A 26,886-nucleotide genomic window follows, 5' to 3' on the forward strand; every position below is an offset into this window, starting at 1 on the left:
TCTCTTCGATAAAGGGTTTACGACTGCCCGTCGAGCGTGAAGAACGTATAACCGAGGGTCACGGTGTCGATGTACTCCGGCAGCTCCGGATCGATCAGGAACACGACCTTCATGTCGCGTCCCTCCCTCGCGTCGAAATCCTGGCTCGTGAAGCAGAAGCACTGCACTTTCTTGAAGTACTTGGCGGCCGTCCCCGGGGACACGCTCGGCACGGCCTGCCCGGTCAGCGGAGTGCCGGTGAGGTTACGCGCGTAGTAGGACGTCTCGTAAATCCGCCCGGGGTGGACGTCGACGTGGCTGACGGTGGGATGGAACTCCCACGGCGAGCCCGCCGCGGTTGCGCCGACGAATTCCACTCTCACCGTCCGGTCGACGTCGACGTTCTCGGTGACCTGCTGGGCGACGTTCGACGTGCGGCCGCCGAGGCCCGTGATATCGCAGAAGACGTCGTAGAGGGGCACGAGCGCGAAGCCGAACCCGAACATCGCGACGCCGAGCAGGGCGAGCTTGATCGTCAACTCACGGTGGCGCATGTCTCGATCCTCAGGCGGGGAAGATGCCCTTCACGAGGCCCAGAAGGATGAAACCCACGTAGAACGCGAGCGCGAGCAACGCGAGCAGCCGGGCGTTCGCGCGCGCCTTCGAGCGCCGCGCCTCGACGTCGTCGGGATCGCGCCGCTCGCCGTTCATCGGGCCTGCCGTGTGCGCGATCATTTCACCACCGGCGGCGTCTGGAACGTGTGGTGAGGCGCCGGCGAGGGGACCGTCCATTCGAGCCCTTCCGCGCCTTCCCAGACGCGGTCCGTCGCCTTCTCGCCGCCCCGGATGCACTTGATGATCACCCACACGAAGATCAGCTGCGCGAGGCCGAGCCCGAACGCTCCGATGCTCGAGATCGCGTTGAAGTCCGCGAACTGCACCGCGTAGTCGGGGATGCGGCGCGGCATGCCGGCGAGGCCGAGGAAGTGCTGCGGGAAGAACGTGACGTTCACGAAGATCGCCGTGAGCCAGAAGTGCAGCTTCCCGAGGCGCTCGTCATACATGTGGCCGGTCCATTTCGGCAGCCAGTAGTAGGCGCCCGCGAACGCGCCGAACAGCGCGCCGGGCACGAGCACGTAGTGGAAGTGGGCGACCACGAAATACGTGTCGTGGTACTGGAAGTCGGCCGGCACGATCGCGACCATCAGGCCAGAGAACCCGCCGAGCGTGAACAGAAACAGAAATCCGATCGCGAACAGCATCGGCGTCTCGAAGGTCAGCGAGCCTTTCCACATCGTCGCCGTCCAATTGAAGATCTTCACGCCGGTCGGAATCGCGATGATCATCGTCGTCAGCATGAAGAAGAGCTGACCGGCGAGCGGCATGCCGACGGTGAACATGTGGTGCGACCACACGATCGCCGACAGGAACGCGATGCTTGCGGTGGCGTACACCATCGCCGCGTAACCGAACAGCGGCTTGCGCGAGAAGGTCGGAATCACCTGGGAGATGATCCCGAAGGCCGGCATGATGATGATGTAGACCTCCGGGTGCCCGAAGAACCAGAAGATGTGCTGATACATCACCGGGTCGCCGCCGCCCGCGGCCCGGAAAAAGCTCGTGCCGAAGAAATGGTCCGTGAGGAGCATCGTGACGGCCCCCGCGAGCACCGGCATCGCGAGCAGCATCAGGTATGCCGTGATCAGCCACGTCCACACGAACATCGGCATCTTCATCAGAGTCATGCCGGGGGCGCGCAAGTTCATGATCGTGACGATGATGTTGATCGACGCCATGATCGAAGAGATGCCGAGCAGGTGAACGGCGAAGATCATGAACGGGAACGAGGCGCCGGCTTGCGTGGACAGCGGCGGATACATCGTCCAGCCGGCGGCCGGAGCGCCGCCCGGAAGGAAGAACGTGAGGAGCAGCATCGCCGTGGCGAACGGCAGCAGCCAGAACGACCAGTTGTTCAGGCGCGGCAGCGCCATGTCCGGCGCGCCGATCATCAACGGCACCATCCAGTTCGCGAACCCGGCGAACGCGGGCATGATCATGCCGAAAATCATGATCAGCGCGTGCACGGTCGTCATCTGATTGAAGAAATAGGGGTCGACGAACTGAAGCCCGGGCTGGAACAGCTCCGCCCGAACCACGAGCGCCATGCTGCCGCCGACGAAGAACATCAGCAGGCTGAACACCAGATACAGGGTGCCAATGTCCTTGTGGTTGGTCGTGGTGATCCAACGCAGGATCCACGGCAGCACGCCTTTCGGGCGGTGGCCGGCGTGGACGTCGATCGCAGTCGTGCTCATTTCGAAAACTCTCCTAAACCTCCGGGCGTTGCCCCCAGCGGGCCCCTCATGCGCTCTGTCAGTCCGCCTGCGACAGGGCGGGACGCGCCTGCTCCGACAGCCACTCGTCGAACTTTTCCTTGCTCACGACCTGTACGACGATCGGCATGTACCCGTGATCCATTCCGCACAGCTCCGCGCACTGCCCGCGGAACGTGCCCTCCTCGGTGGCCTGGAACCACGACTCGTTCACAAATCCCGGTATCGCATCCTTCTTGACCGCGAAATCCGGCACCCACCACGCGTGCACGACGTCCGCCGCCGTGATCAGCAGCCGTACCTTCGTGTCGACGGGCACGACGAGCGGGTTGTCCACGTCGAGCAGATAGTGGTCGACGCCGTACGGGTCGATCCCGGAGCCGCGACGGCGAGCGGCGTTGCTTTCGCGGGCGAGCGCGCTGAAGAACGACACATCCTCGTCGATGTAGTCGTAATGCCATCGCCACTGATATCCGGTGATCTTGATCGTGAGCTCCGAGTCCCTGGTGTCCTCGATGCGCACGAGGGACTCCGCCGCCGGGATCGCCATCAGCACGAGAATCACGGCCGGAATGGCCGTCCAGAGAACCTCCGCCGTGGTGTTGTGCGAGAACTTAGCCGGTGTCGGGTTGCGGCTCTTTCGATAGCGGATCATCGCGACGATCATCGCCGTGTAGACGGCGATGCCGATGACCACGCACACCCAGAGGATCAGCATGTGCAGCCCGTAAACCTCGCGGCTGATCGTCGTCACTCCGCGGGGCATGTTGACCTCGAAATCCGCCCACACGGGCGAGGCGAAGAGGACGGCCAGCACCGCGAGAGCGGCCGCAACGGGGCCTGACTTTATGTTCATCACGGTGATTTCAACAGCAACAATGAATAGAGGGCGGGCAAAGAGATCTTAACAAAGCGCTCTTTCCGGCTGGGTTTCGGCTTCCACCTATAGGCCGCGTCGCATTCGTGCGGACTGCGTCGCAGACGGTGTGCGTTCGATCACGGCGCGCCGTCATCGCGGCCGCCTTCGCATGATGCCGATGTCCTCGGGCGCGACGCCGACCTCGCCGGGCGCGCGTCCTCGGCGCGCGAGCGGCGCACGGCCGCTGCCCCATGCATGGCCGAGGATCAGCTCCACCGTCACGGGAAAGCGGCCCGCATGCCGGCCGGACTCGAGCGCCCGCTCGAAGCCGGCCCACCGCGCGCGGCCCGTCAACGCGCGCCGACGGCCGGCGGCGACGTTCACGGCGCCGCAAGAACGCAAGTCTCGGATCACTGAGTGTACGTCCCTGTATCGAAGCTCCATTCGATCCACGTCGACGACGGGCTCGGCGAGCCCGGACGCAACAGCGAGATCGCCGAGGTCGTGCATGTCGACGAACGCGTGCACGTGCACGCGATCGTCCACGGCCGCCCACGCGCGGCGCAGCTGCTCGAGCGTGTCGGGTCCCAAAGTCGAGAACAACAGCAGGCCGCCCTGCGTCAGCGTCCGCGCCGCTTCCCTGAACAACCGCTCGGGCCTGCTCCAGGGGAGCAGCATATTAGCGAAAATGAGGTCCACTTGGCCATTTTTCAGCGGCAGGCGCTCGGCCGCGCCGGCGATCGGCGCGGCGGGCGTGCCGCGCGCCCGTCCGGCCGCGAGCATCGGCAGGCTCCAGTCGACCGCGAGGAGGCGGGCGTCCGGGAAGCGGGCCCGAAGCTGCCGAGCACCCGCGCCGAGGCCGGAGCCGAGATCGACGATCACCGCCGGCGAGAGCCGCATCAGCTCGAGGCGCCCGACGAGGCGATCGCGCGCCTCGTCGTGCACGACGCTGGCCGCGTCGAACGTCTCGGCGGCCCGGTCGAACGCCCGCCGTGCGGCCCGCGGATCGGGCAGCACGTCCTCGAGCGAGGCGGGGCTCATGCGCGCGCCGACGGGCGGACGCCGCGGCGCGAGGCGCGGCGCGGGGACGGCACACGGCCGGCTCGGAGCCGGCGCGGGCGCGCGGCGCGCGGCGCGCTATACCGCTTCGCCCGCGCGCCGCTCTCGCCGCAAGCCGAGCCGCGCGAACAGCGCGTCGTCGTCCGCGGCGCTCGGATTCTCCGTCGTGAGCAGCTTCTCTCCATAGAAAATCGAGTTTGCGCCGGCAAGGAAGCACAGCGCCTGCATCTCGTCGCTGAAGTCCGTCCGGCCGGCGGAAAGCCGGACGTGGGACGCCGGCATCAGGAGGCGCGCGACGGCGACGGTGCGGACGAACTCGAAGGCGTCGACGTCGTCGGCGGCCTCGAGCGGCGTGCCGGGCACCTTCACGAGCCGGTTGATCGGGACGCTCTCCGGGTGCGGCGCGAGCGTCGCGAGCGTCTGCAGCATCTCGATCCGATCGGACCGCGCTTCACCGAGGCCGAGAATGCCGCCGCAGCAGACCTTGAGGCCGGCCGCGCGCACGCGCCGCAGCGTCTCGAGCCGGTCGCCGAACGTGCGTGTCGTGATGATCTGCGGATAGAAGGCCTCGGACGTGTCGAGGTTGTGGTTGTAGTAATCGAGACCGGCTTCGGCGAGGCGCTCGGCCTGGCCGTCGCGAAGCAGGCCGAGCGTTGCGCACGTCTCGAGGCCGAGCGCTTTCACCTCACGTATCATCTCGATGATGGGACCGAGATGCCCGTCCTTCGGCCCGCGATACGAGGCGCCCATGCAGAAGCGCGTGGCGCCGGCGGCTTTCGCCCGCTCGGCCGCGCGCCGGACCTCGGCGAGCGGCATCAGATCGTGCACGGGGACTCCCGTGTCGTAACGGACGCTTTGCGGGCAGTAGGCGCAATCCTCGGGGCAGGCGCCCGTCTTGATCGACAGCAGCGTCGACACCTGAACGGCGTTCGGGTCGAAATGGCGGCGGTGCACGGTTTGCGCCGCATGCACGAGATCGATCAGTGGCGCGTCGAACAGCGAGCGAACCTCGTCGCAAGTCCAATCGGTGCGCGGATGCACGCCGACCGCGATGCCGTTGATGCGGATTTCCTGTTCGACGGTGGACATTCCCGGCTCGCTCCGTTCGCCGTCGTGCGGGAGGCTGGCAGTATCAGAACCGCACCGAGGGGTGTCAACTTGACGAAGCGCGCCGCAATCGCGGCGTTTCTGTGCGCCGCCTTCACCGAGGTCTGCCCGGCCTGCCGGGGGCCGAGCGAGGCCGGATTCTGTCACGGGTGCGCCGCCGAGCTTCGGCCGATCTCGCGGCCGTGCGGCATTTGCGGCTTGCCGTCGCCGGTGCGCCGCTGCCCGCGCGAGGCGGCGGCGTGGCACGTCGAGCGGATGATCGCGCCGCTCGAGTACTGTTTCCCGCTCGATCATTACCTGCAGGCGCTGAAGTTCGGCCACGGCCGCATGCTCGGCCGTGCGCTCGGTCTGCTTCTCGCGGAACCGGTCGCCGCGGCGCTGGCCGACGGCGGCCTCGCGGCCGACACGCTCGTGCCGGTGCCGCTGCACCGCGAGCGGCTGCTCCGGCGCGGGTACAACCAGGCCGTCGAGATCGCACAGGCGCTCGCGGCGGAGCTCGGCCTGAGGATCGAGCTCGCCGCCGTGTCGCGCGTCCGGCCCGCGCCCGCGCAATCTCGTCTCGGCGCCCGCGCGAGGCGCGCGAACGTCGCTCACGCGTTCCGCGCGCTGCGCCCGCTTCCGGGCCGTCGAATCGCCGTCGTCGACGACGTGATCACTACGGGGTCCACGGTGAACGCGCTCGCGGCCGTGCTGCGGGCCGCGGGCGCCGTTCGCGTGGAGGCGATCGCGGTCGCCCGCACGGTGCCGGGCACCGCTCACGCCGGCGGAGGCCGACGCGGGGGCCCCCGGGACGCTGCGGGCGCCGCGCGTCAGGACGCGGGCGGCGTCCCGGCGCGGACGAACACGTAATCGAGGAGGATGCCGAGGAACACGCAGCCGCCGAGCCACGCGTTGTTCAGGAACGCGCGAAAGCAGCCTTCGGGCTCGCGGTGGCGAATCAGATAGAGCTGATAAAGCGCGAGCAGCGCGGCGAGACCGAGGCCGCCGTAGTACCACGGGCCGAGCTCCGCGCTGCGCCCGACGAGCAGCATGCTCGCGAAGAAGAGCGCCTGCAGCCCGGCGATGAACGCCCGGTCCATGTCGCCGAAGAGGATCGCGGTCGAGTTCACGCCGATTCTGAGATCGTCCTCGCGATCGACCATCGCGTACTGCGTGTCGTAGATCACGACCCAGCTGATCGACGCGACGAACAGCAGCCATCCGAGGCGCGGGACGGAGCCGAGCTGCGCCGCGTACGCCATCGGCACGCCCCAGGCGAACGCGAGGCCGAGGACGAACTGCGGCGTCGCGAGCACCCGCTTCGCAAAAGGATAGAGCACTGCGAGCACGGCGCCCGCGACGGCGAGCCAGAGCGTCAGCTGGTTCAACGTCAGCACGAGGCCGAGCGCGACCAGCATCAGACCGACGAACAGGATCAGCGCCTCGGCCGGCGCCACCTCGCCGGTCGCGAGCGGGCGGTCCGCCGTGCGCCGCACGTGCGGGTCGATCTTGCGGTCCGCGAGGTCGTTGATGATGCAGCCGGCCGAGCGCGTGACGATCGTGCCGAGCACGAGGACGATGAAGACCTTCTCGTCCGGTCGCCCGGCGCCGGCGAGCCACAGCGCCCACAGAGTCGGCCAAAGGAGCAGCCAGATGCCGATCGGCCGGTGCAGGCGCATCAGGCGCCCGTACTTCGAGTAGTGATCGAGGATCAGCTCGAGATGGTAGAGCAGCCATCTCGAGCGGGCCTGAGTCCGCGCCCACAGCGAGGCCGCGAGCGCGCGCCAGTCCACCTCCACGTTCATCCGCGCCATTCTAGTCGACCGTCCGCGGCGCGCGGGCTCCGTGGCTCACAGATCGAAGGCGGCGCGGCGCACGTGCAGGGCGCCGGCGCTCAGACCTTCGCGTACTCGCGCGCGCCGCGCACCCAGCGGCGGATCAACGGGCCGACCCGCTCGGGGCAGCGCTCGAGCAGCTCGTCCGAGATCCGGATGACGGCGGGCAAAAGGTCGGCATCGCGCAGGAGATCGGCGACCCGAAGCTGCACGATGCCGGTCTGACGCGTGCCGAGGACCTCGCCCGGGCCGCGCAGCTCGAGGTCCTTCTGCGCGATCTCGAAGCCGTCGTTCGTCCGGCGCAGCAGATCGAGGCGCTGCCGAGCGACCGCGGAGAGCGGCGGCTTGTAGAGCAGCACGCAGCTCGACTCGAGCTCGCCGCGCCCGACCCGGCCGCGCAGCTGATGCAGCTGCGCGAGCCCCATGCGCTCGGCGTTCTCGATGACCATCAGCGTCGCTCTCGGCACGTCCACCCCGACCTCGACGACGGTCGTGGCGACCAGCAAATCGATCCGCTGCTCCTTGAACGCCCGCATCACTTCGTCCTTCTCGGCCGCCTTCATGCGGCCGTGCACGAGGCCGACGCGGAGGTCCGGCAGGGCCGCCTCGAGCTCGCCGGCGAGGCGGACGGCCGCGCTCGACTCCACGAGCTCCGACTCGTCGATCAGCGGGCACACCCAGTACGCCTGACGTCCCTGCCGGCAATGCTCGCCGACGCGCCGGACCAGCTCGGCGCGGCGCTGCTCGGGCATCGCGACCGTGCGAATCGGCTTGCGGCCGGCCGGAAGCTCGTCGATCACCGAGCAGTCGAGATCGGCGTAGGCCGTCATCGCCAACGTGCGCGGGATCGGCGTGGCGGTCATGATGAGCTGGTGCGGCACCGTCGAGCCCGCCTTGCCCTTGCGCTTCAGCTCGAGGCGCTGACGAACTCCGAACCGGTGCTGCTCGTCGACGATCACGAGCGCGAGCGCGTCGAAGCGCACGCTCTCCTGAAAGAGGGCGTGCGTGCCGACGGCGACCGCGGCGCGGCCGTGCGCAAGCGCTTCGAGCGAGGCGGCGCGGGCGGCCGAGCCGAGCGATCCGGTCAGGAGCACGACGCGGACGCCGAGCGGCTCGAGCCACGACTGGAAGCTCGCAAAGTGCTGCTCGGCGAGCAGCTCCGTCGGCGCCATCACGGCGGTCTGGAACCCGGCCGAGTGCGCAACGAGCGCGGCCGCCGCCGCGACCACGGTCTTGCCCGATCCGACATCGCCTTGGAGCAGTCGATGCATCGGCTTGTCGCCGGCGAGATCGCCGAGGATCTCGCCGAGCGCCTTCTCCTGTGCGCCGGTCAGCGCGAACGGCAGCACGGCGCGCAGCCGAGCGAGCTCGCCGCCGACGTCCTCGATCCGCTCCGCCTCCTCGGCTTCGGCGCCGAGCGCGAGGCGCTTCAGGCTGAGCCGCTGCGCGACCAGCTCCTCGAGCGCGACGCGGCGTTGCCATGGGTGGCGGCCGGCGGCGAGGGCCGTGAAATCGCTTCCGGGCGGAGGCTGGTGCAACCCCTTCAATGCATCGTTGATCGTCGGCGATTCGGGCGGCAGGCGATCGGCGAGGTAATCCGTGAGCGGCTCGCGCTCGACGATCGCGAGCACCTGCTGCACGACGCGGCGCAGGCGCTGCTGAGCGAGGCCTTCGGTCGAAGGATAGACCGGCGTCATCGTCGTGTCGGCCGCCGCGTCGCCCGGCGCGAGCGTCCGCCACTCGGGGTGCACCATCTCGAGACCCGTGGGGCCGATCCTGACCTCGCCGAAGCAGCGCAAGCGTGCACCGCGGACGAGCCGCTCCCGCACCCCGGGCGCGAAATGAAAGAAGCGCAGCGTGAGCGCGCCGGTGCCGTCGCCGATCCTGCAAAGCAGCGACCGGCGCCGGCGCACGACGACTTCGGTGAGCTCGACGACGCCTTCGACGAGCACCTTCTCTCCGGGGCGCGCGGCGCCGAGCGGCCGGACCTCGGTGCGATCCTCGTAGCGTTGCGGCAGCAACGTCAACGCGTCGCCGATCCGCTCGACGCCGAGCCTCCGGAGCTGGCCGGCGAGGCGGGGACCGACGCCGGCGAGGGTCGCGACCGGCCGATCGAAAACGTCGTGATCGCGAAGCGCCACCCGTGGGCTACGCGGGGCGGGGAAAGAGCGTCGTCTCACCGCCCGAGGGCGGACTCGGGAAGCACGAGAATCGCATCCATCTCGACCGCGACGCCTCTCGGCAGCGCCGCGACCCCGATCACGGCGCGCGCCGGAAAGGGCTCAGAGAAGTACTCGGCCATGATCTCGTTCACGACCGGGAATTGCCCGAGGTCGGTGAGATAGACGGTGAGCTTGACGGTATCGGAGAGACCGCCTCCGGCGGCTTCCGCGACGGCGGCCAAATTGTCGAACACGCGCCGGATCTGCTCCCGGGGCCCGCCTTCGACGATTTCCATCGTGGCCGGGTCGAGCGGGATCTGCCCCGACAGGAACACGGTGCGGCCCGCCCGAATCGCCTGGCTGTAGGTGCCGATGGCTCCCGGGGCACGCGTGGTGCTGATCGCTTCTCTTTCCATCCGTCGCCTCAACTCGTCCCGCGCGTGACGCGCACGACGCCCGGAATGGCCCGGATGCTGCGCAGCACCTGCGCAAGCTGCTTCCGGCCCTTCACCTTGAGCCTGAACAGGAGCGCCGAGGCGTCGCCTTCGGTGTCCACGCGCACGTGATCGATGTTCGTATGCGTGGCGGAGATGCGTCCGGCGACCTCGGCGAGCAGGCCGACGCGATCGAGCGTGCGCACCTGGATCTCCGAGAGGAACTCGCCTTGGACGTCGTGCTTCCAGTTGACCGGGATCCACTTCGACGGCTGCTTGCGGTACTCCGCGAGATTGCCGCACGTCGTGCGGTGAATCACGATGCCGCGGCCGCTCGACATGAACCCGATGATCTCGTCGCCCGGGATCGGGTAGCAGCAGCGCGCATAGTTGACGACGAGGCCTTCGGTGCCCGCGATCTCGAGCGGCTTGCGCCGGCCGGCGAGATCGCTGTCGGGGCCGCCGTCGCCCTGCGCGAGCATGCCGGCGACGACCGGCGCGAGCCGCTCGCCGAGCCCGAGCTGCTCGTAGAGCGTCGCCATGTCGGCCACGCCGAGCTCCTCGAGGAGCTGCGCGCACCGCTCTCTCGGCAGCCGCCGCAGGCTGATCGAGTATGGCCGCAGCGCCTGGCTCAGCAGGCGCCGCCCGAGCTCCCGCGCCTCGTCGCGGCGCAGGTTCTTGAGATACGCGCGAATCGCGTTCCGCGCCTTCGCGGTCGCGACGAAGTTCACCCAGTTCGGGTTCGGACGGGCGCCGCGGGCCGTGATGATCTCGACCGTCTGACCGTTCCCGAGCGGAGTCTTCAACGGCACGAGTCGGCGATCGATCTTCGCCGCCACGCACCGGTTGCCGACGTCCGTGTGGACCGCGTACGCGAAATCCACGGCGGTGGAGCCGCGCGGCAGGCGCATGATGTCGCCCTTCGGCGTGAACACGTAGACCTTGTCCGGAAAGAGATCGACCTTGACGGTCTCGAGAAACTCCTCCGAGTTCGCCGAGTGCTGCATCTCCATCAGCCCGGCGAGCCACTCGCGCGCGCGCTCCTCGGTGCTGTACGTGCGCTTGTCCACGGCCTTGTATTGCCAGTGCGCGGCGACGCCCCGCTCCGCGACCTTGTCCATCTCCTCGGTGCGGATCTGCACTTCGAGCGGCAGCCCGTTCGGGCCGAACAGCGTGGTGTGCAGCGACTGGTATCCGTTCACTCGCGGAATGGCGATGTAGTCCTTGAAGCGGCCGGGCATGGGCTTGTAGAGCTGGTGGGCGAGCCCGAGCACTCGATAGCACGTGTCGACGTCGGGGACGATGATACGGATGCCGAACACGTCGACGATCTCGGCGAGATGGGCGTGCTTGCGAAGCATCTTCTTGTAGATGCTGTAAAGGTGCTTCTCGCGGCCGGTGACCCGCGCGGTGATCCCGTTCGCGGCGAGCTCGTCGACGAAGCGAGCCTCGATTCGCCGCAGCGGCTGCCGCTGATTGCCGCGCGCTCGGCGCAAGGACCGCTCGAGAACGCGATAACGGAACGGATAGAGCGTCTTGAAGCCGAGATCCTCGAGCTCCACCTTCAGGCTGTAGATACCGAGACGGTTCGCGATCGGCGCGTAGATCTCCACCGTCTCGCGGGCGATCCGCCGCTGCTTCTCGACGGGCAGCGCGTGGATCGTGCGCATGTTGTGCGTCCGGTCGGCGAGCTTGACGAGGATCACTCGCAAGTCCTGCACCATCGCGAGCAGCATCTTGCGGAAGCTTTCGGCCTGCGCTTCGGCCGCGCTGTCGAAGCGCAGCTGATCCAGCTTGCTGACGCCGTCGACCAGCAACGCGACGTCGTCGCCGAAGCACTCCTCGATCTCGGCGAGCGTCGCCGGCGTGTCCTCGACGACGTCGTGGAGCAGCGCGGCCTTGATCGAGCCCGCGTCGAGATACAGGCCCGCGAGAATCTGCGCGACGGCGACGGGGTGAGAGACGTAAGGCTCGCCGCTGCGCCGGAACTGGCCGGCATGCGCCTTCGCGGCGAACTCGTAGGCTGCGGTGATTCCCGGGAGATCCTCGGCGGGAAGGTACGCGCCGACGCGTGCGATCAGCTGGCCGAACCCATGATCATCGGCGCGCCATACGGCCGGAAGCCGTTTGTCGCGGATCGCGCCGACGTAGCTCATGGATCACGAGAGCGGCGACCCGCTCACTCGGTGCCGCCCATCGGCCGCGGCGAAAGGATGTCGTCCGGGATCAGCGCGGCGCTCTTCTCGAGGTCGAGCAGGTCTTCCACCGGCTGATCGCGCTCGTCGAGAATCCTCTCGTCGATATAGCCCTCGGCAATCTCGCGAAGGGCCACGACGGTGGGCTTGTCGTTCTCCCATTCGACCATCGCATGCGCGCCGTTCGACAGCTGTCGCGCGCGCTTCGCGGCGACGAGCACGAGCTGAAACATGTTGGGGACGTGCTGGGTGCAGTCCTCGACGGTAATTCGCGCCATCGGCTCCTCCTTGAAAGCAGCAGTTCAGTGTAACTCCAACCCCCGCGCCGCGCCTAACCTGTCACGCTAAGGGGCCGCGGGGACAAGGCCTTTTTCGCCGGGGCCGCGGGCGCCCCCCGGGCGCTCAGCTCGAAGGGATGCAGGCGCCGCGGCCGGCCGGGATGCTCGCGAGCACTCGCGCCACCCGCCGGCGGGTCGCCGGCGAGTCGCTCCGATACTCCTCCCCGCCGCCGCGCACGATGGCGGCGAGCGCATCGGCGGCGCGGTCGAGATCGTCGTTGACCACGACGTACCCGAATTCGTTCCAATGGCTCATGTCCGAGACGGCGTCGGCAAGCCGCCGCGCGATCACGGCCGGAGGATCGCTGGCGCGCGCCGTGAGCCGGGCCTCGAGCGCGTCGAGGCGCGGCGGGAGGATGAACACCGTCCGCGCCTCCGGCGCCCGCTCCCGGACCTGGCGTGCGCCCTGCCAATCGATCTCGAGCAGCACGGTGGCGCCCGAGGCGAGCAGCCCCTCGACGTGCTCCCGGCCGGTGCCGTACCAATGATCGAACACGCGGGCGTGCTCGAGAAACTCGTCGTCGCGAATCATGCGCGCGAAGCGTTCCTCGCTCACGAAGAAGTAGTCGACGCCGTCGCGCTCGTTCGCGCGCGGCGGCCGCGTCGTGTAGGAGACGGAGAAGCGCACGTCCGGCTCGCGGCGGAGCAGCTCGCGCACGAGGGTGGTCTTGCCGGCGCCGGACGGCGCCGCGAGAACCACGAGGCGCCCGCGGGGATTTGCATGCGGCGCCATCGCTACTCCAGGTTCTGCACCTGCTCGCGCATCTGCTCGATCAGCACCTTGAGCTCGACCGCAGCGCGCGTCAGGTCCTCGTCCTGCGCCTTCGACGCGAGTGTGTTCGCCTCGCGGTTCATTTCCTGGATCAGAAAATCGAGCCGCCTGCCGATCGGCTCCGCGCGTGCGAGCACGCCGCGGACCTCGGCGACGTGGCCGGCCAGGCGGTCGATCTCCTCGGTGACGTCGAGCCGCTGCGCGAGCAGCACGAGCTCCTGCTCGAGTCGCTCCGGCTGCGCCTGAACGTCGAGCCGAGCGAGACGCTCCTCGAGCTTCTGGCGGTAGCGGGCCTCGGCGCTCTCCACGCACGGCCGCACGGCCCCGAGCAGCGAGACGATCGCTTCGTTGCGCTCCTCGAGCGATGCGGCCAGTCGGCTCCCCTCCCGCGCTCGCGCCGCTTTCAAGGCGGCGGCTGCCTCCCGCAGCGAGCGCTTGGCCGGCTCCGCGAGCACGGCGAAATCGAGCTGCGGCTCTTTCAGCACGCCCGGCCAGCGCAGCGCCTCGAGCACGGAAAGCGAGCGGGCGTCCGGGAAGACGCGCAGCACCTGCTTCTCGAGGCCGCGCAGCTCCTCGAGGGCCGCGGGCACGATTTCGTACGCTCCTCCGGACTCGGCGGCCACGGAGATCTTCAAGGTGCAGTCGACCTTACCGCGCCGCACCGATTGCGAGACGACGTCGCGGCATTCGGGCTCGAGCGGGCGGAGCTCGTCGGGCAGACGGACGCTCACGTCGAGGAAGCGGTGATTGACGCTGCGCAGCTCCCACGCGAGGCGAAACGGCGCACAAATCGCCTCGGCGCTCGCGAACCCTGTCATGCTGTGAGGCAAGGTGTTGAATCCGTTCCGTCGAATCGTACAAAGTGCGCGGCTGGAGCCGGTCCGGCCAGGGCGGCCGCCCGTGCGGCGCCCGAGCCGCACGCGGCGGGCCTTCGCGTCCGCACGTGAGCGCCGCGGCGCGCCGCCCGGTCTCGCGCCCCGGGCGCGCCACTAGTCTAGCAACAGAGCGAGCCTGCCAGTGCGCATCGAGTACGCGAAACTGAGCCTGCCCGGAAACCGTCAGGACAACCAGGACCGCGTCGACGTCTTCGCCACGGACACGGCGGCGCTGCTCGTCGTCGTGGACGGCATGGGCGGCCACGCCGAAGGAGCCCGCGCCGCGGAGGTGACGGTGGAGACGCTGGCGGAGTGCTTCAACGAGGAGGGCGGCGCGGTGCTCGACCCGCAAGGTTTCCTCACGCTCGCGCTTTCGCACGCGCACGGCAGGGTCGTCGAGCTCGGCAAGGGCGTGCCCATGGATCACAAGCCGCGCGCGACCTGTGCCGTTTGCCTCGTGCAGGACGCGGGGGCCTACTGGGCGCACGTCGGCGACAGCCGTATTTACCACCTGCGACGCGGCCGCGTGCACGAGCGCACGCGCGATCACAGCCACGTCGAGCTGCTTCTGCGCGAAGGTTTGATCGCGGAGCGGGAGATCCGCTATCACCCGATGCGCAATTACGTCGAGTGCTGCCTCGGGGGAGACACGCCGCTGCCGAACATGAGCATCACGTCGCGCAAGCGGGTGCACGAAGGCGACGTGATCCTCGTGTGCACGGACGGGCTCTGGTCCGGCATCGACGATGCCGAGATCGGCGCGTTCGCGGACGGCCGGAAGCGGTTGACGAAAGCCCTCGCGGCGCTGGCCGAGCAAGCGGTTCGGTGTAACAGCCCGCACAGCGACAACACCAGCGCCGCGGCGCTTCGATGGCTCGGCGAGTGAGCACGGAGGTTTCGGATGCGTCCCAGTAAACGCAAGCCCGACGAGATGCGCCCCGTGCGCTTCACCGCGAACTACACCCGCCACGCCGAGGGGTCGGTGCTCGCGGAGTTCGGCGAGACCCGCGTGCTCTGCACCGCTTCGGTCGAATGCCGGGTCCCGCCGTTCTTGAAAGGCCGGCAGGAAGGCTGGGTCACGGCCGAGTACGGCATGCTGCCCCGCGCGACGCATACACGCACGCCGCGTGAAGCAGCCCGAGGCAAGCAAGGCGGCCGCACGCTCGAGATTCAGCGGCTGATCGGCCGCAGCTTGCGAGCGGTCGTGGACCGGCGCGCGCTCGGCGAGCGCACGATCACGATCGACTGCGACGTGATTCAGGCGGACGGCGGGACGCGCACGGCCGCGATCTCCGGCGGCTACATCGCGCTCGCGCTGGCCGCCGGCCGCCTCGTCGAGCGCCGCGAGCTCGACCGCAACCCGATCCACGGGCAGGTCGCGGCCGTCTCCGTCGGCATCTTTCGCGGCGTGCCCGTGCTCGACCTCGACTACGCGGAGGACATGGAGGCCGAGACGGACATGAACGTCGTGATGAACGAAGCGGGCGGATTCGTCGAGATACAGGGCACGGCGGAGGGTCACGCGTTCCTGCGCTCCGAGCTCGAGCAGCTCCTCGGCCTCGCGGAGCACGGCGTGCGGTCGCTGCTGGCCGCGCAAGCCGCCGTGCTCGACGCATGACGGTCCGCTGGGTCGTCGCGACCGGCAACCGCGGCAAGCTCGCGGAGATTCGCACGCTGCTGCGCGACGCCGACGTCGCGCTCGTCTCGCAGGACGAGCTCGGCATCGAGCCGGCGGCGGAGACGGCCCCGAGCTTCGTCGAGAACGCGCTCCTGAAGGCACGCCACGCTTGCGAGCGCTCGGGGCTCCCCGCGATCGCCGACGATTCGGGCCTCTGCGTCGATGCGCTCGGCGGGGCGCCCGGCGTGCGGTCGGCCCGGTGGGCGGGCCCGGACGCGGACGACCGGGCGAACGTGGCGCGCCTGCTCGAAGCCCTGGAGGGTGTGCCGGAAGGGCGCCGGGGCGCCCGGTTCCACTGCGTGGTCGTGGCGCTCGCATCCCCCGAGGACCCGGCCCCGCTGATCGCGACGGGGACCTGGGCCGGCCGGATCGCGACGGCCCCATCCGGCTCCGGCGGCTTCGGCTACGATCCGGTGTTCTTCGATCCGCTGCGAGGCTGCACGGCCGCCGAGCTTCCGCCCGAGCGCAAGAACGAGATCAGCCACCGCGGGATCGCGCTCCGCCGCCTCGCGCGGCTGCTCGAAGGCGGCCCCGGCGCGGAATGACGTCGCGGAGCGGCTCCGCGGGGCCCGCGGCCGTCGTTATACACAGGAGCGGTGTCGCTACGCAGAATCAAGATTCTTGCAGGCCATTGTTGCGACGTCTGCTGCATATCCTTTCTTAAGCATCAGAAAAATAAAGAGATTTACGGGCTGGTCGTTTTTTGACCAAACGAACCGAAATCGTTTTCCGGCCGGCGCTCGCCGGCCGCGTCCCTGAGGGTTTCCACAAAGTTATCCACAGTTTCTGTGGATAAGGAGACGGATTTCACATTCGCGTCGACGATCGAACGACCCGGGGGCGCCGCGGTCGAACCGAAGGTCGGACGGGCGGGGCGCCGGGGCGAGTTTTGCCCGCGGGCCTTGTGCCGAACGCGGGCCCGGCAGTATTCTCACGCGCCCGGCACGGACCGAACCCATGAAGCCGAATATTCATCCAGAGTACAAAGAAATCACGATCACGTGCGGATGCGGCAACGTGATCAAGACGCGGTCCACACACACCGAGGACATGCACGTCGAGGTGTGCTCCGCGTGTCATCCGTTCTATACCGGCAAGCAGAAGATCGTCGACACGGGCGGCCGCGTGGACAAATTCCGCCGCCGCTACGGCATGACCTCGAGCAAGTGATCGAGCGGCCGCGGCTCGCGGCATCTCGGAAACCCGACGCGCGCTCCGCCTCGCCGTTTGGAGGGTCAGTCGGCGCTGTTATAATGAGCCGGTTGCGTTCGCCGGCGCTCTCCGGCGCGCCCACACCGCCGAATCCGCCCTGGCACGGGGCCGGAATAATGCGAATTTGCCACTGCCAGGTGCGATTGGATGACTGAGAAGCGCTTGACTCTGACCCTCCCCGGCTCGGGCGAGGTGGTCGAGTTCCCCGTACGCCAGCCGACGATCGGCCCCGAGGTCGTGGACGTCACGCAGCTCTATACAGAGCACGGCATGTTCACGTTCGACCCCGGATATGCGTCGACGGCGAGCTGCGAGAGCAGCATCACGTATATCGACGGCGAGGCCGGCATCCTGCTCTATCGCGGCTATCCGATCGAGCAGCTGGCCCGCGAGTCGAGCTTCATCGAGGTGGCTTATCTGCTGCTGCACGGCGAGCTGCCGACCGCCGCGGAGCTCGAGGAGTTCGATCACTCGATCCGCACGCACACGATGATCAACGAGTCGTTGCTGCGGTTCTTCAACGGCTTCCACCACAACGCGCACCCGATGGCGATGGTCTCGGGCGTCGTCGCTTCGATGGCGGCCTTCTACCACGACAGCACCGACATCCACGACCCGCGCGATCGCGACATCTTCGCGCATCGCATCATCGCGAAACTCCCGACGATCGCGGCCGCCGCCTACAAGCACTCGCGCGGCCAGCCGTTCGTTTATCCGCAGAACCGGCTGGACTACTGCAGCAACCTGCTGCACATGTTCTTCGCCGTGCCGTCCGACGAGTACCAAGTGGACCCGGTCGCCGCGGAAGCGCTCGACCTGCTGTTCATCCTGCATGCCGACCACGAGCAGAATTGCAGCACCTCCACCGTGCGCCTCGCCGGGAGCTCCGGGACGAACCCGTACGCGGCCGTCGCGGCCGGCATGTCGGCCCTGTGGGGGCCGGCGCACGGCGGCGCGAACGAAGCCGTCATCAACATGCTCGAGGAGATCGGCTCCGTCGACCGCATCGGGCAATACGTCGCGAAGGCGAAGGACAGAAAGGACCCGTTCCGCCTGATGGGCTTCGGGCACCGCGTCTACAAGAGCTACGATCCGCGCGCCGCGATCATCCGCGAGATGTGCCACCGGCTGCTCGAGAAGCTCGGTCAGAACGACACGCCTCTCTTCGAGCTCGCGTTGCGCCTCGAGGAGATCGCGTTGAAGGACGAGTACTTCATCGAAAAGAATCTCTACCCGAACGTCGACTTCTACTCGGGCATCATCTATCGGGCGCTCGGCATCCCGAAGTCGATGTTCACCGTGATGTTCGCGATCGCGCGCTGCGTCGGCTGGGTGACACACTGGCGGGAGATGGTGACGGATCCGGCCACGCGAATCGGCCGGCCCCGCCAGCTCTACGTCGGCCCGACTCGACGAGACTACCGCCCGATCGCGGCCCGCTCCCGCTGACCGGTCGTCCCGTTCTCGCGCCGGCGAGGCTCCGCGCTCCGCGAGGGCGTTCGGACGCGGAAGCTCAATTCGCGTCCGGCACGAGCTCCGCGACCTCGTTGCGGCCGGCGCGCCGCATCGGCCGCTGATCCACCGGGCTCAGCGGCGCCTCCCGCAGCCCGTTCTCCGGAAACGTGACGACGACGACGTCGGCGCCGTCCTGTACGAAGCGATACCCCGGCACGAGCGAGACGCGGCGGGCGCTGAAGCGGTAGCGCCTCTGGCAGTCGCGCAGCGCGACCCCGTGGTCGACGAGCAGGGCCGCGACGCTCTCCGGGGAATCGGCGAAGGCATGCAGCTCGATCGGCGAAGCCGGCGTCGCGGTGCCGGCGAGCACCGGGCCGACCAGGCGCGGCTCGAACGGTGCGAGCAAGTCCATGATCCCGAGCGCGATGCGGCGAAGACCTTGCACGCGCCGCCGCTGTGTGTCCGGCTCGAAGATCCGCTGGCGCTCCGCGACGCTCGCCGCGATTTGCGCATTGCTCGGCAACGCGCCGAGATTGCGCACGCCGAGCCGCTCCGCGGCCTTGCGCTTCGCGAGGCCGTAGTCCTCGATGCCGCCTTCGATCATGAGCCGCGCCGCGGTCTGCGCGAGACGCTCGCGCAAAGCGGCGAGCGCGGGTCCAGAAGTGCGTCTACCCATCACAAAGCTCAAAAGATTTCGCGCGGTTGTGTAGCCGGGCCTTCCGGGGAAGCGGGCAAGTCGTGGGTCGGGAACGCAGCGTCGGGCTCCCGCTCGGGCAGGTGCCCGATGCGGAACTTCTCGAAGATCGTGTTCGGGTTCGCGCCGCTCGCGACGAGGCCGTTCTCGGGGTTGATGCGCACGGTCACGATGCCGGGCGGCTCCTCGAACGTGCGCTCCGGAACACCCTCGAGGGCTTCCTTCATGAACGCCGTCCAAATCGGCAGCGCCGTGACGGCGCCCTGCTCGCGCCCCCCGAGAGGGCGATTGAAGTTGAAGCCGACCCATGCGGCGGCCACGACGTCCGGGTTGAAGCCCGCAAACCAGGCGTCGCGGAGGTCGTTCGTCGTGCCGGTCTTGCCGGCGATGTCCAAGCGCCCGAGCTCTCGCCGGGCGCGCGCGCCCGTGCCTCCGGGCCCCGCCGCATCGTGGAGCATGTCCGTGACGAGGTACGCGTTCTGCGGGCTGATTGCGCGGGGCGCGAGGCGCATCGGGGGATAAAGCTCCGTGACGTCCTCGATCAGCGCGGGTTCCTCGTCGCCGGCCGGCACCTCGACGCAGTCGCCGCAGGCGAATGCCGGCTGAGCTTGATAAAGCACCTCGCCCGCGGCGTTCTCGATGCGGTCGATGAAATAAGGCGTCACGCGGAACCCGCCGTTCGCGAACACCGCGTACCCCGCCGCGAGCTCCAACGGCGAGACGCCGCCGACGCCGAGCGCGAGGGCGGCGTTCGGCGGCAGCGCGACCTCGTCGAAGCCGAATTTCTGGAGGTGCCGCACCGTGTTCATGATGCCCGCCTTCAGGATGACACGGACGGACGCGGTGTTGATCGAGTGGATCAGCGCCTCGCGCAATCGGACGTAGCCGTAAAAGCGCTTCTCGTAGTTCTCCGGCTTCCAGACGGTCTCGAGCACCGGGTCCTCTATCGTGATCGGCGCATCGTTGACGATGGTGGCGACGGTGAAGCCGTTCTCCAGCGCGGCCGAATACACGAACGGCTTGAACGACGACCCCGGCTGACGGTTGGACTGCGTGGCGCGGTTATAGCTGTCGAGGTAGAAGTCGAAGCCGCCGCTCAGCGCGACGATCGCGCCGTCGCTCGGATCGAGCGCGACGAAAGCGCCTTGCACCTCCGGCAGCTGCGCGAGCTGCAGCGAGCCGTCCTCGAGCGTCGTGAAGCGGACGATATCCCCGCGAGCGAGGACGTCGGAGACTTCGTCCGGACGGGCGCCGACGGCCCCTTTCTCGTTCAGCTGCGGGGCGGCCCAGGCCACGGCCGGGAGCCCGATCGTGACGCGCCCCCGGGACGGCAGGTAAACCTCGGCTTGCACCGCGTCGGCGTGCAGCACGACGCCGGCCTCGAAGCCGACGAGCGGCGGGTAGTCCGCGAGCGCCTCGCGCAGGCGCTCCTCGTCGAACGCTCCGTCCGGCGCGCCGTCCGCCTCTTTCGCATCCGTGACGGGCGGCAGCTCGAGCCGGCGGATCGGGCCGCGGTAGCCGTGGCGCTGGTCGTAATCGATCAGACCCTGCCGCAGCGCCGCCTGTGCCGCCTCCTGCAGCCGGCTGTCCACCGTCGCCGTCACCTTCAGGCCGGCCGTGTAGGCGGAATCGCCGAACTTCCGCAGCATCTCGAGCCGCACCATCTCCGCGATATAGGGCGCGTCGAGCTGCATCTCGACGCCGTGGCGCTCGCCGCTGATCGGTTCCGCGAGCGCCGCACGGTACTCGACTTCGTTGACGTACCCGAGCTCGCGCATCCGGCCCAGCACGTACGCCCGCCGCCGCGCCGCGTTCTCGCGGCTGTAGATCGGATTCGCAATGGACGGCCCCCACGGAATGCCGGCAAGAATGGCCGCCTCCGAGAGCGTGAGCTCGCCGAGCTCCTTGCCGAAATAAGTCTGCGCGGCCGCCGCCACGCCGTACGAGTTCTGCCCGAAGAACGTGGTGTTGAAGAAGAGCTCGAGAATCTCCTCCTTGGTGAACTCCGCTTCGATGCGCAGCGCGAGAATCCACTCCTTGAACTTTCGCTCGAGGGAAACCTCCTGATTGAGGAAGTACTCGCGTGCGACCTGCTGGGTGATCGTGCTCGAGCCGCGCGGACGCTCGTCGCCTCGCGCGATCAAGTAATTGACGATGGCGTATGCCGTGCGCGGGATGTCGAAGCCGATGTGCTCGAAGAAGCGGTCGTCCTCGGCGGCAACCAACGCCCGCACCAGCACCTCGGGAATTTCCTCGTAGTCGACCGGGGCGCGCTTCGGCCCGTACTGCTGGATCAGCCGTCCGTCACGCGAGTACACGCGCAGCGGCTCCTGGAACTGCACGTCGCGAAGCTGCTCGGCGTGCGGCAGCCCGGGCTCCACATAGTAATAGCCCCCGACGACGACGGCCGTCAGGGCCGCTGCGACGGCCGCGCCGCCGATCAGCAAGCCGAGCAGGCTACGTGCGATACGTCTCATAATGGAGTGCGCGTCGGAATGTGAATTGTACGCCCTTGCCATGCCCGGATCCTTTGTGCATAGTCGCCGCCGTTGGGCAAACCCACCGAAAGGTGGGGACGCAAAGCCACCGGTCTACGGGCGATAAGCCGATCGCGGAGCCTAGGATAGCGGGGCTGCCGAAGCAGGTGAACACTTGGGGAGTGTTCCATCTCTTCGCCGCTTCGCGTGCGGTCCGCTGCACTCACCTCGTTAGACCTTCGCCTTCGTCTCCACCGGCCGGGAATCGATCCGCTTTGCAGAGGTTTCGACAAGGCGGAAAGCGTAAGGGGAGCATAGTCTCGTCCCGGTATTCGTGATGCCCATCACAACGGTCCGTATCGCGCGTGGGATACAGTTAAATCGGCCTTTTGAGAGCGCGTAGAAGATTCTAACCCAACCATTTGCGTTGGAAAGGAAAATTTGTGTTCGCAAGGCGCAGGATCAGACCCCTTCTGGGACTTGACATAACGACGTCCTCCGTCAAGCTGATCGAGCTCGTCGAGAACGGCAGAGGCTATCGCGTCGAGTCGTACGCCGCCGAGCCCACGCCGCCGAATGCCATCAACGAGAAGGCCATCGTCGACGCCGACGCGGTCGGCGAAGCCGTGAGACGCGCGGTGAAGCGCTCCGGCACGAAGACGCGCGAAGCGGCGATCGCGATCAGCGGCGACGCCGCGATCACGAAAATCATCCAGATGCCGAAGAACCTGAGCGAGGCCGAGCTCGAAGGCCAGGTCGAGCTACAGGCGGATCAGTACATCCCGTTCCCGATGGAGGAAGTGAGCTTCGACTTCGAGGTCGTCGGCGAGAGCGAGCGGGATCCGGACATGCTCGACGTCCTGCTCGTCGCCACGCGCACCGAGAACGTCGAGCAGCGGCAAGCGGCGGTCGAGGCGGCCGGCCTTGCCGCGCGCGTCGTCGACGTCGAGGCGTTCGCCGTCGAGAACGCGTGCCAGCTTCTCACCCATCAGATGCCCGACGGCGGCGCGGACAAGTTCATCGCGATCGTCGACTTCGGCGCGAGCACCACGACGTTCAGCGTGCTGAAGGATCTGAAGGTCATCTACACGCGCGACTTCGCGTTCGGCGGGCAGCAGCTCACCGAAGAGATCATGCGCACCTACGGCCTCAGCATGGAGGACGCCGGCCGGGCGAAGAAGGAAGGCGGCCTGCCGAGCAACTACCAGCCCGAGGTGCTCGACGCGTTCATCGACGACATGTCGCAGCAGGTGAGCCGCTCTCTCCAGTTCTTTCTCGCGTCGGGAAGCGGGCGCGAGCAGCCCGACCAGATTCTCGTCTGCGGCGGCTGCGCGAACATCCCTGGAGTCGCGGACGTCATCGGCAGCCGCGTGGGCATTCCGACGGAGATCGGCGATCCCCTGGGCCAGATGAAGATGTCCTCGCGTGCGAAGGCCCAGGGCGTTCAAAAGGACGCGACCGCGCTGCTCACCGCCTGCGGACTCGCACTACGGAGCTTCGACTGACATGCCGAGAATCAACCTTCTGCCGTGGCGCGCGGAGCTTCGCGAGAAGCGCAAGAAGGAGTTCCTGCTCGCGCTGCTCGGCGCCGTCCTTTTCGGCGGCCTCGTCGTGTACGCATCCAAGCTGACCGTCCAGAGCTGGACCGCGAACCAGAACACCCGCAACTCGATCTTGAAGGCCGAGATCGCGGAGCTGGACAAGCAGATCGAAGAGATCTCCGGCCTCGAGACGCAAAAGAACCGCCTGCTCGCAAGGATGGAGATCATCGATCAGCTGCAGAGGTCGCGGCCCGAGGTCGTGCATCTCTTCGACGAGCTCGTGAACACGCTGCCGGAAGGCGTGCACCTCACGGAGGTGAGGCAGACGGGCTCACGGATCGAGATCAAGGGCGAGGCGCAGTCGAGCACGCGCGTGTCGGCGCTGATGCGCAACATCGACGAGTCCGAGTGGCTGCGCAATCCCGGGCTCGACGTCGTGCAAACCGTCGATAGCGGGCCTTCCCGCAACGCTCGCTTCACGATCTTCGCGGAGCAGGTGCCGATGGCCGAGCACCTCGAGGAGGCGCCATGAACTTCATCGAGCAATTGCAATCGCTCGATACGAACGATCCGGGACGCTGGCCGCTGCCGTTCCGCGTCGGCGCGGTCGTCATCACCTTCATCGGCGTCGTCGCGTTCGGCACGTACACGTTCGTCGTGAAATCCGAGATGCCGCTGCTCGACCGGGCCAAGCTCGAGGAGCAGGAGCTGCGCGCGACCTTCGAGGAGAAGCAGCGCAAGGCGGCGAATTTCGACGCCTACAAGGCCCAGCTCGCCGAGATCGAGCGCTCGTTCGGCACGATGCTGCGTCAGCTCCCGGGCAAGACCGAGGTGCCGAGCCTGCTCGTCGACATCTCCCAGACGGGGCTCGGCGCGGGCCTCGAGGAGAAGCTGTTCCAGCCGATGGGCGAGGTCCAGAAGGACTTTTACGCCGAGCTGCCGATCAAGATCCGCCTCAACGGCAGCTTCCACGAGCTCGGTATGTTCGTCAGCGGGATCGCCGCATTGCCGCGAATTGTGACGTTGCACGACATCGCGATCACGCGAGCCTCGCAAAATACGTTCGACGAGCTGACGCTCGACGTGACCGCGAAGACCTATCGCTATCTCGAAGAGGACGCCGCCGGGGGATGAGGGTATGCAACCAGGAGTCGTGAATCGCTTGCTCGTCGGCGCGGTCGCGGCCCTCGCGCTCTCCGGGTGCACGGGTGGGAACGACGACCTACGCGCCTATATCGACGAGGTCAAGGCCCGCCCGGGCGGGCGAATCGAGCCGCTGCCGCAGATTCGCCCGGCACCGAGGTTCGCCTACGAGCCCGGCGACCGGCGCAGTCCGTTCATGCCGGATACGCCGCAGCCGCGCCTCGGCCCGAACCCCGACAGCGTGCCGCGCCCCGACCCGGACCGTCCGCGCGAGTTTCTCGAGCAGTTTCCGCTCGATACGCTGCAGATGGTCGGCACGCTCGAGTCGAACGGCAACCGATTCGGTCTCGTGCAGACGAACGACGGGCTGATCCATCGCGTCACCGTCGGTAACCATCTCGGTCAGAACTACGGCCGCATTCTGTCGATCACCGAGTCCGAGATTTCCCTGGTGGAGATCATCCCCGACGGCCTCGGGGGTTATCTCGAGCGCCCCGCCGCCATCAGTCTCGCCGACTGACGCCGCACGGGTTTTTACGGAGTGAACTGTATGTCTATGCCAGCACGTGTTTGCGGTGAAAGCGTCTCGGCGCGGTTCCGGCGCGGCCTGCTCGCACTCGGCTGCGTGCTTGCGACCGGGATCCCGGCGGGGACGGCGCTCGGGCAGGAGGCGGTGCGCTCCCTGGAAGCCATCGTGGCGACGCCGCTTCCCGGGCAGCGCGTGGAGCTGCGTCTCAGGACGAACGGCACGGCTCCCGAGCCGATGAGCTTCACGATCGACGACCCGGCGCGCATCTCGATCGATCTTCCGGAAACGTCGCTCGGGACGAATCGCCGGCAGAACGTGAACATCGGGCCGCTGATCAACGTCATGAGCGCGGAAGCGAACGGCAGAACGCGCGTCGTGCTGAACTTGACGACGATGGTGCCGTACGACACGCGCGTCTCAGGGGACAGCGTCTACGTCGTGCTCGGCCAGGAGCCGGTGTCCGGATCGGCCGTCACGTTTGCGGGGCAGCCGGTCACGAGCGCCGCCGCGGCGGGTACCTTGCCGCCCGCCGCAGCCACAGGGCACGCGATCGACAACATCGATTTCCGGCGCGGGCCGGACGGCGCCGGCCAGGTCGTCGTCGAGCTGAACGACCCGAGCACGGCAGTGGACGTCCGCCAGGAAGGCGGCCGGATCGTCGTGGAGTTTCAGGACACGGCGTTGCCCGACGACCTCATGCGGCGCCTGGATGTGACCGACTTCGCGACGCCCGTCTCGACGGTCGACGCGCTTCGCGCCGGCCGCAACACGCGTCTCGTCGTCACGCCGAGCGGCGAGTACGACCAGGTCGCCTACCAGTCCGACAACGTCTTCACGCTCGAGCTGAAGCAGCCTCCGGAAGAGGAGGAGGACGTCGTCGGCGACGCTTTCGATACCGACAAGGAATACACCGGCGAGCGCTTGACGCTGAACTTCCAGGACATCGAGACGCGCGCCGTCCTTCAGCTTCTCGCCGACACCAGCGGCCTCAACATCGTCGTCAGCGACACCGTGCAGGGCAACGTCACGTTGCGGTTGCAGAACGTGCCCTGGGATCAGGCTCTCGACATCCTGATGACGACGAAAGGCCTCGACATGCGCCGCAACGGCAACGTGATGATCGTCGCGCCGGCCGAGGAGATCGCAGCGCGCGAGCAGGCCCAGCTTCAAGCGAGGCAGGCGTTGCAGGAGCTCGAACCGCTCCAGTCGGAGTTCATTCAGGTCAACTACGCGAAGGCCGCGGAGCTTGCGGACCTGATCCGCGGGGCGGCCGGCACGAACGCGCTGATCTCGCCCCGCGGCAGCGTCGCCGTCGACATCCGGACCAACACGCTGCTCGTGCAGGATACCGCGGACAGCCTCGCGAACATCCGCCGGCTCGTCGCAACGCTCGACATCCCGGTGCGGCAGGTTCTGATCGAATCGCGCATCGTCGTCGTCAACGACGACTACAGTCGCAACCTCGGTATTCGCTTCGGCTCGACGATCGTCAAGGAGAACTCGAGCGACGGCCTCGTGTCGCTGACCGGGACGAGCGCCGGCTCGGATTCGATCGTCGGCTCCGCTCTCGGCAACATCGCGGCGACCGGGCAGCCCTTCCCGGTCACGGTCGGCGCCATCGACGACCGCTACAACGTGAACCTTCCCGTCGCGAACCCCGCGGGCTCCTTCGCGCTCGCGATTCTCGACTCGGACTACCTCGTCGACCTCGAGCTCTCCGCCCTCCAAGCGGAGGGTAAGGGGCAGGTGATCTCCACGCCGCACATCGTCGTGTCGAACCAGCAGGAGGCGCGTATCGAGCGAGGCGTGGAGATTCCTTACCAGGAGTCGGCTTCGAGCGGCGCGACCACGACGCAGTTCAAGGAAGCCGTCCTGAGCCTTCTCGTGACGCCGCAGATCACGCCGGACGACAGAATCATTCTCGATTTGAACGTGACGAACGACTCGGTCGGCGAGGTCGTCCCGAGCGCCACGGGCGGGCTCGTGCCGAGCATCGACACGCGCTCGGTCACGACGAAGGTGCTCGTCAACGACGGCGAGACCGTCGTGCTCGGCGGCATCTACGAGACCGAGAACCGCGACACCGTCAACAAGGTTCCGATTCTCGGCGACATCCCCGGCCTCGGGTATCTGTTCCGCAGCAGGGAGACGGTCAACGACAACGCCGAGCTCTTGATCTTCGTCACGCCGCGGATCATCGACGACGGCGTCGGCATCAACTGACCGGCGC

At 67.9% G+C, this 26,886-nt stretch carries 26 protein-coding genes and 1 riboswitch; of the genes, 11 read left to right on the forward strand and 15 right to left on the reverse strand.

Annotated elements, in window-relative coordinates; translation table 11 throughout:
* Positions 1 to 17: 17 nt before the first annotated feature.
* The 6 genes from VF329_09250 to bioB form a co-directional block, all read right to left on the reverse strand.
* The gene (locus VF329_09250; protein HEX7081187.1) at positions 18 to 533 is read right to left on the reverse strand and encodes a cytochrome c oxidase assembly protein; all 516 of its coding nucleotides are present in this window, start codon (positions 531 to 533) and stop codon (positions 18 to 20) included.
* A 10-nt stretch (positions 534 to 543) separates the two neighbouring features.
* Positions 544 to 714: a hypothetical protein gene (locus VF329_09255; GenBank protein HEX7081188.1), complete on the reverse strand. Its 171-nt coding sequence runs from the start codon at positions 712 to 714 to the stop codon at positions 544 to 546.
* Complete coding sequence (gene ctaD / locus VF329_09260) at positions 711 to 2,294, reverse strand: cytochrome c oxidase subunit I (GenBank protein ID HEX7081189.1); 1,584 nt, start codon at positions 2,292 to 2,294, stop codon at positions 711 to 713. Before ctaD ends, VF329_09255 begins: the two co-directional genes overlap by 4 nt.
* 58 nt (positions 2,295 to 2,352) lie before the next feature.
* Entirely contained in the window at positions 2,353 to 3,168 is an 816-nt protein-coding gene (gene coxB / locus VF329_09265) for a cytochrome c oxidase subunit II (protein ID HEX7081190.1), read from the reverse strand.
* A gap of 153 nt (positions 3,169 to 3,321) precedes the next feature.
* Positions 3,322 to 4,212 (reverse strand): methyltransferase domain-containing protein, encoded by an 891-nt coding sequence (locus VF329_09270; protein HEX7081191.1) that lies wholly within the window; start codon positions 4,210 to 4,212, stop codon positions 3,322 to 3,324.
* 96 nt (positions 4,213 to 4,308) lie between these two features.
* Positions 4,309 to 5,319, reverse strand: coding sequence for a biotin synthase BioB (gene bioB / locus VF329_09275; protein ID HEX7081192.1), 1,011 nt, complete (start codon positions 5,317 to 5,319; stop codon positions 4,309 to 4,311).
* Positions 5,320 to 5,388: 69 nt separating this feature from the next.
* On the opposite strand from bioB, the gene VF329_09280 reads away from it, so the two are divergent.
* Positions 5,389 to 6,186 (forward strand): ComF family protein, encoded by a 798-nt coding sequence (locus VF329_09280; GenBank protein HEX7081193.1) that lies wholly within the window; start codon positions 5,389 to 5,391, stop codon positions 6,184 to 6,186.
* On the opposite strand, the gene ubiA is transcribed toward VF329_09280, so the two are convergent.
* The 7 genes from ubiA to VF329_09315 all read right to left on the reverse strand — a co-directional run bounded on the left by ubiA (position 6,147) and on the right by VF329_09315 (position 13,882).
* Entirely contained in the window at positions 6,147 to 6,995 is an 849-nt protein-coding gene (ubiA, locus tag VF329_09285) for a 4-hydroxybenzoate octaprenyltransferase (GenBank protein ID HEX7081194.1), read from the reverse strand. The genes VF329_09280 and ubiA overlap by 40 nt on opposite strands.
* A 215-nt stretch (positions 6,996 to 7,210) precedes the next feature.
* Positions 7,211 to 9,292 carry an ATP-dependent DNA helicase RecG gene (gene recG, locus VF329_09290; protein HEX7081195.1) on the reverse strand — a complete coding sequence of 694 codons (2,082 nt, stop codon included), beginning with the start codon at positions 9,290 to 9,292 and terminating at the stop codon, positions 7,211 to 7,213.
* A gap of 35 nt (positions 9,293 to 9,327) precedes the next feature.
* Positions 9,328 to 9,729 (reverse strand): RidA family protein, encoded by a 402-nt coding sequence (locus VF329_09295; GenBank protein HEX7081196.1) that lies wholly within the window; start codon positions 9,727 to 9,729, stop codon positions 9,328 to 9,330.
* Positions 9,730 to 9,737: 8 nt separating this feature from the next.
* Entirely contained in the window at positions 9,738 to 11,903 is a 2,166-nt protein-coding gene (locus VF329_09300) for a bifunctional (p)ppGpp synthetase/guanosine-3',5'-bis(diphosphate) 3'-pyrophosphohydrolase (GenBank protein HEX7081197.1), read from the reverse strand.
* Between the two features lie 23 nt (positions 11,904 to 11,926).
* A complete protein-coding gene (rpoZ, locus tag VF329_09305; protein ID HEX7081198.1) occupies positions 11,927 to 12,220 on the reverse strand; it encodes a DNA-directed RNA polymerase subunit omega in 294 nt (97 codons plus the stop codon).
* Positions 12,221 to 12,344: 124 nt separating this feature from the next.
* The gene (gene gmk, locus VF329_09310) at positions 12,345 to 13,013 is read right to left on the reverse strand and encodes a guanylate kinase (GenBank protein HEX7081199.1); all 669 of its coding nucleotides are present in this window, start codon (positions 13,011 to 13,013) and stop codon (positions 12,345 to 12,347) included.
* Positions 13,014 to 13,015: 2 nt separating this feature from the next.
* Positions 13,016 to 13,882 (reverse strand): YicC/YloC family endoribonuclease, encoded by an 867-nt coding sequence (locus tag VF329_09315; GenBank protein HEX7081200.1) that lies wholly within the window; start codon positions 13,880 to 13,882, stop codon positions 13,016 to 13,018.
* 187 nt (positions 13,883 to 14,069) lie between these two features.
* On the opposite strand from VF329_09315, the gene VF329_09320 reads away from it, so the two are divergent.
* The 5 genes from VF329_09320 to VF329_09340 all read left to right on the forward strand — a co-directional run bounded on the left by VF329_09320 (position 14,070) and on the right by VF329_09340 (position 18,266).
* Positions 14,070 to 14,813, forward strand: a complete 744-nt coding sequence (locus VF329_09320) for a protein phosphatase 2C domain-containing protein (protein ID HEX7081201.1) — start codon at positions 14,070 to 14,072, stop codon at positions 14,811 to 14,813.
* Between the two features lie 15 nt (positions 14,814 to 14,828).
* Positions 14,829 to 15,545, forward strand: coding sequence for a ribonuclease PH (rph, locus tag VF329_09325; protein ID HEX7081202.1), 717 nt, complete (start codon positions 14,829 to 14,831; stop codon positions 15,543 to 15,545).
* On the forward strand, positions 15,542 to 16,150 hold the full coding sequence (rdgB, locus tag VF329_09330) for an RdgB/HAM1 family non-canonical purine NTP pyrophosphatase (protein HEX7081203.1): 609 nt from the start codon (positions 15,542 to 15,544) through the stop codon (positions 16,148 to 16,150). Before rph ends, rdgB begins: the two co-directional genes overlap by 4 nt.
* Positions 16,151 to 16,562: 412 nt before the next feature.
* Complete coding sequence (gene rpmE, locus VF329_09335; protein ID HEX7081204.1) at positions 16,563 to 16,775, forward strand: 50S ribosomal protein L31; 213 nt, start codon at positions 16,563 to 16,565, stop codon at positions 16,773 to 16,775.
* A 189-nt stretch (positions 16,776 to 16,964) separates the two neighbouring features.
* Positions 16,965 to 18,266, forward strand: coding sequence for a citrate synthase (locus VF329_09340; GenBank protein ID HEX7081205.1), 1,302 nt, complete (start codon positions 16,965 to 16,967; stop codon positions 18,264 to 18,266).
* A gap of 64 nt (positions 18,267 to 18,330) precedes the next feature.
* Here VF329_09340 and VF329_09345 read toward each other — a convergent pair whose 3' ends face one another.
* Together VF329_09345 and VF329_09350 are read right to left on the reverse strand one after the other, a co-directional pair.
* Positions 18,331 to 18,948, reverse strand: coding sequence for a hypothetical protein (locus VF329_09345; protein ID HEX7081206.1), 618 nt, complete (start codon positions 18,946 to 18,948; stop codon positions 18,331 to 18,333).
* Between the two features lie 8 nt (positions 18,949 to 18,956).
* Entirely contained in the window at positions 18,957 to 21,443 is a 2,487-nt protein-coding gene (locus VF329_09350) for a PBP1A family penicillin-binding protein (GenBank protein ID HEX7081207.1), read from the reverse strand.
* A gap of 65 nt (positions 21,444 to 21,508) precedes the next feature.
* Positions 21,509 to 21,606: riboswitch (cyclic di-GMP riboswitch) on the forward strand.
* Positions 21,607 to 21,886: 280 nt separating this feature from the next.
* Here VF329_09350 and VF329_09355 point away from each other — a divergent pair.
* The 5 genes from VF329_09355 to VF329_09375 are packed head-to-tail and all read left to right on the forward strand — an operon-like array spanning position 21,887 to position 26,879.
* A complete protein-coding gene (locus VF329_09355; GenBank protein HEX7081208.1) occupies positions 21,887 to 22,948 on the forward strand; it encodes a pilus assembly protein PilM in 1,062 nt (353 codons plus the stop codon).
* A gap of 1 nt (position 22,949) precedes the next feature.
* Positions 22,950 to 23,516: a PilN domain-containing protein gene (locus VF329_09360; protein HEX7081209.1), complete on the forward strand. Its 567-nt coding sequence runs from the start codon at positions 22,950 to 22,952 to the stop codon at positions 23,514 to 23,516.
* Positions 23,513 to 24,118: a type 4a pilus biogenesis protein PilO gene (locus VF329_09365; protein ID HEX7081210.1), complete on the forward strand. Its 606-nt coding sequence runs from the start codon at positions 23,513 to 23,515 to the stop codon at positions 24,116 to 24,118. The genes VF329_09360 and VF329_09365 overlap by 4 nt, the downstream gene beginning before the upstream one ends.
* A gap of 4 nt (positions 24,119 to 24,122) precedes the next feature.
* Entirely contained in the window at positions 24,123 to 24,647 is a 525-nt protein-coding gene (locus VF329_09370) for a pilus assembly protein PilP (protein HEX7081211.1), read from the forward strand.
* Between the two features lie 30 nt (positions 24,648 to 24,677).
* Positions 24,678 to 26,879, forward strand: coding sequence for a type IV pilus secretin PilQ (locus tag VF329_09375; GenBank protein HEX7081212.1), 2,202 nt, complete (start codon positions 24,678 to 24,680; stop codon positions 26,877 to 26,879).
* Positions 26,880 to 26,886 lie beyond the last annotated feature (7 nt).

It is taken from the genome of Gammaproteobacteria bacterium (genome assembly GCA_036381015.1).
GTDB lineage: Bacteria > Pseudomonadota > Gammaproteobacteria > Steroidobacterales > Rariloculaceae > ZC4RG20.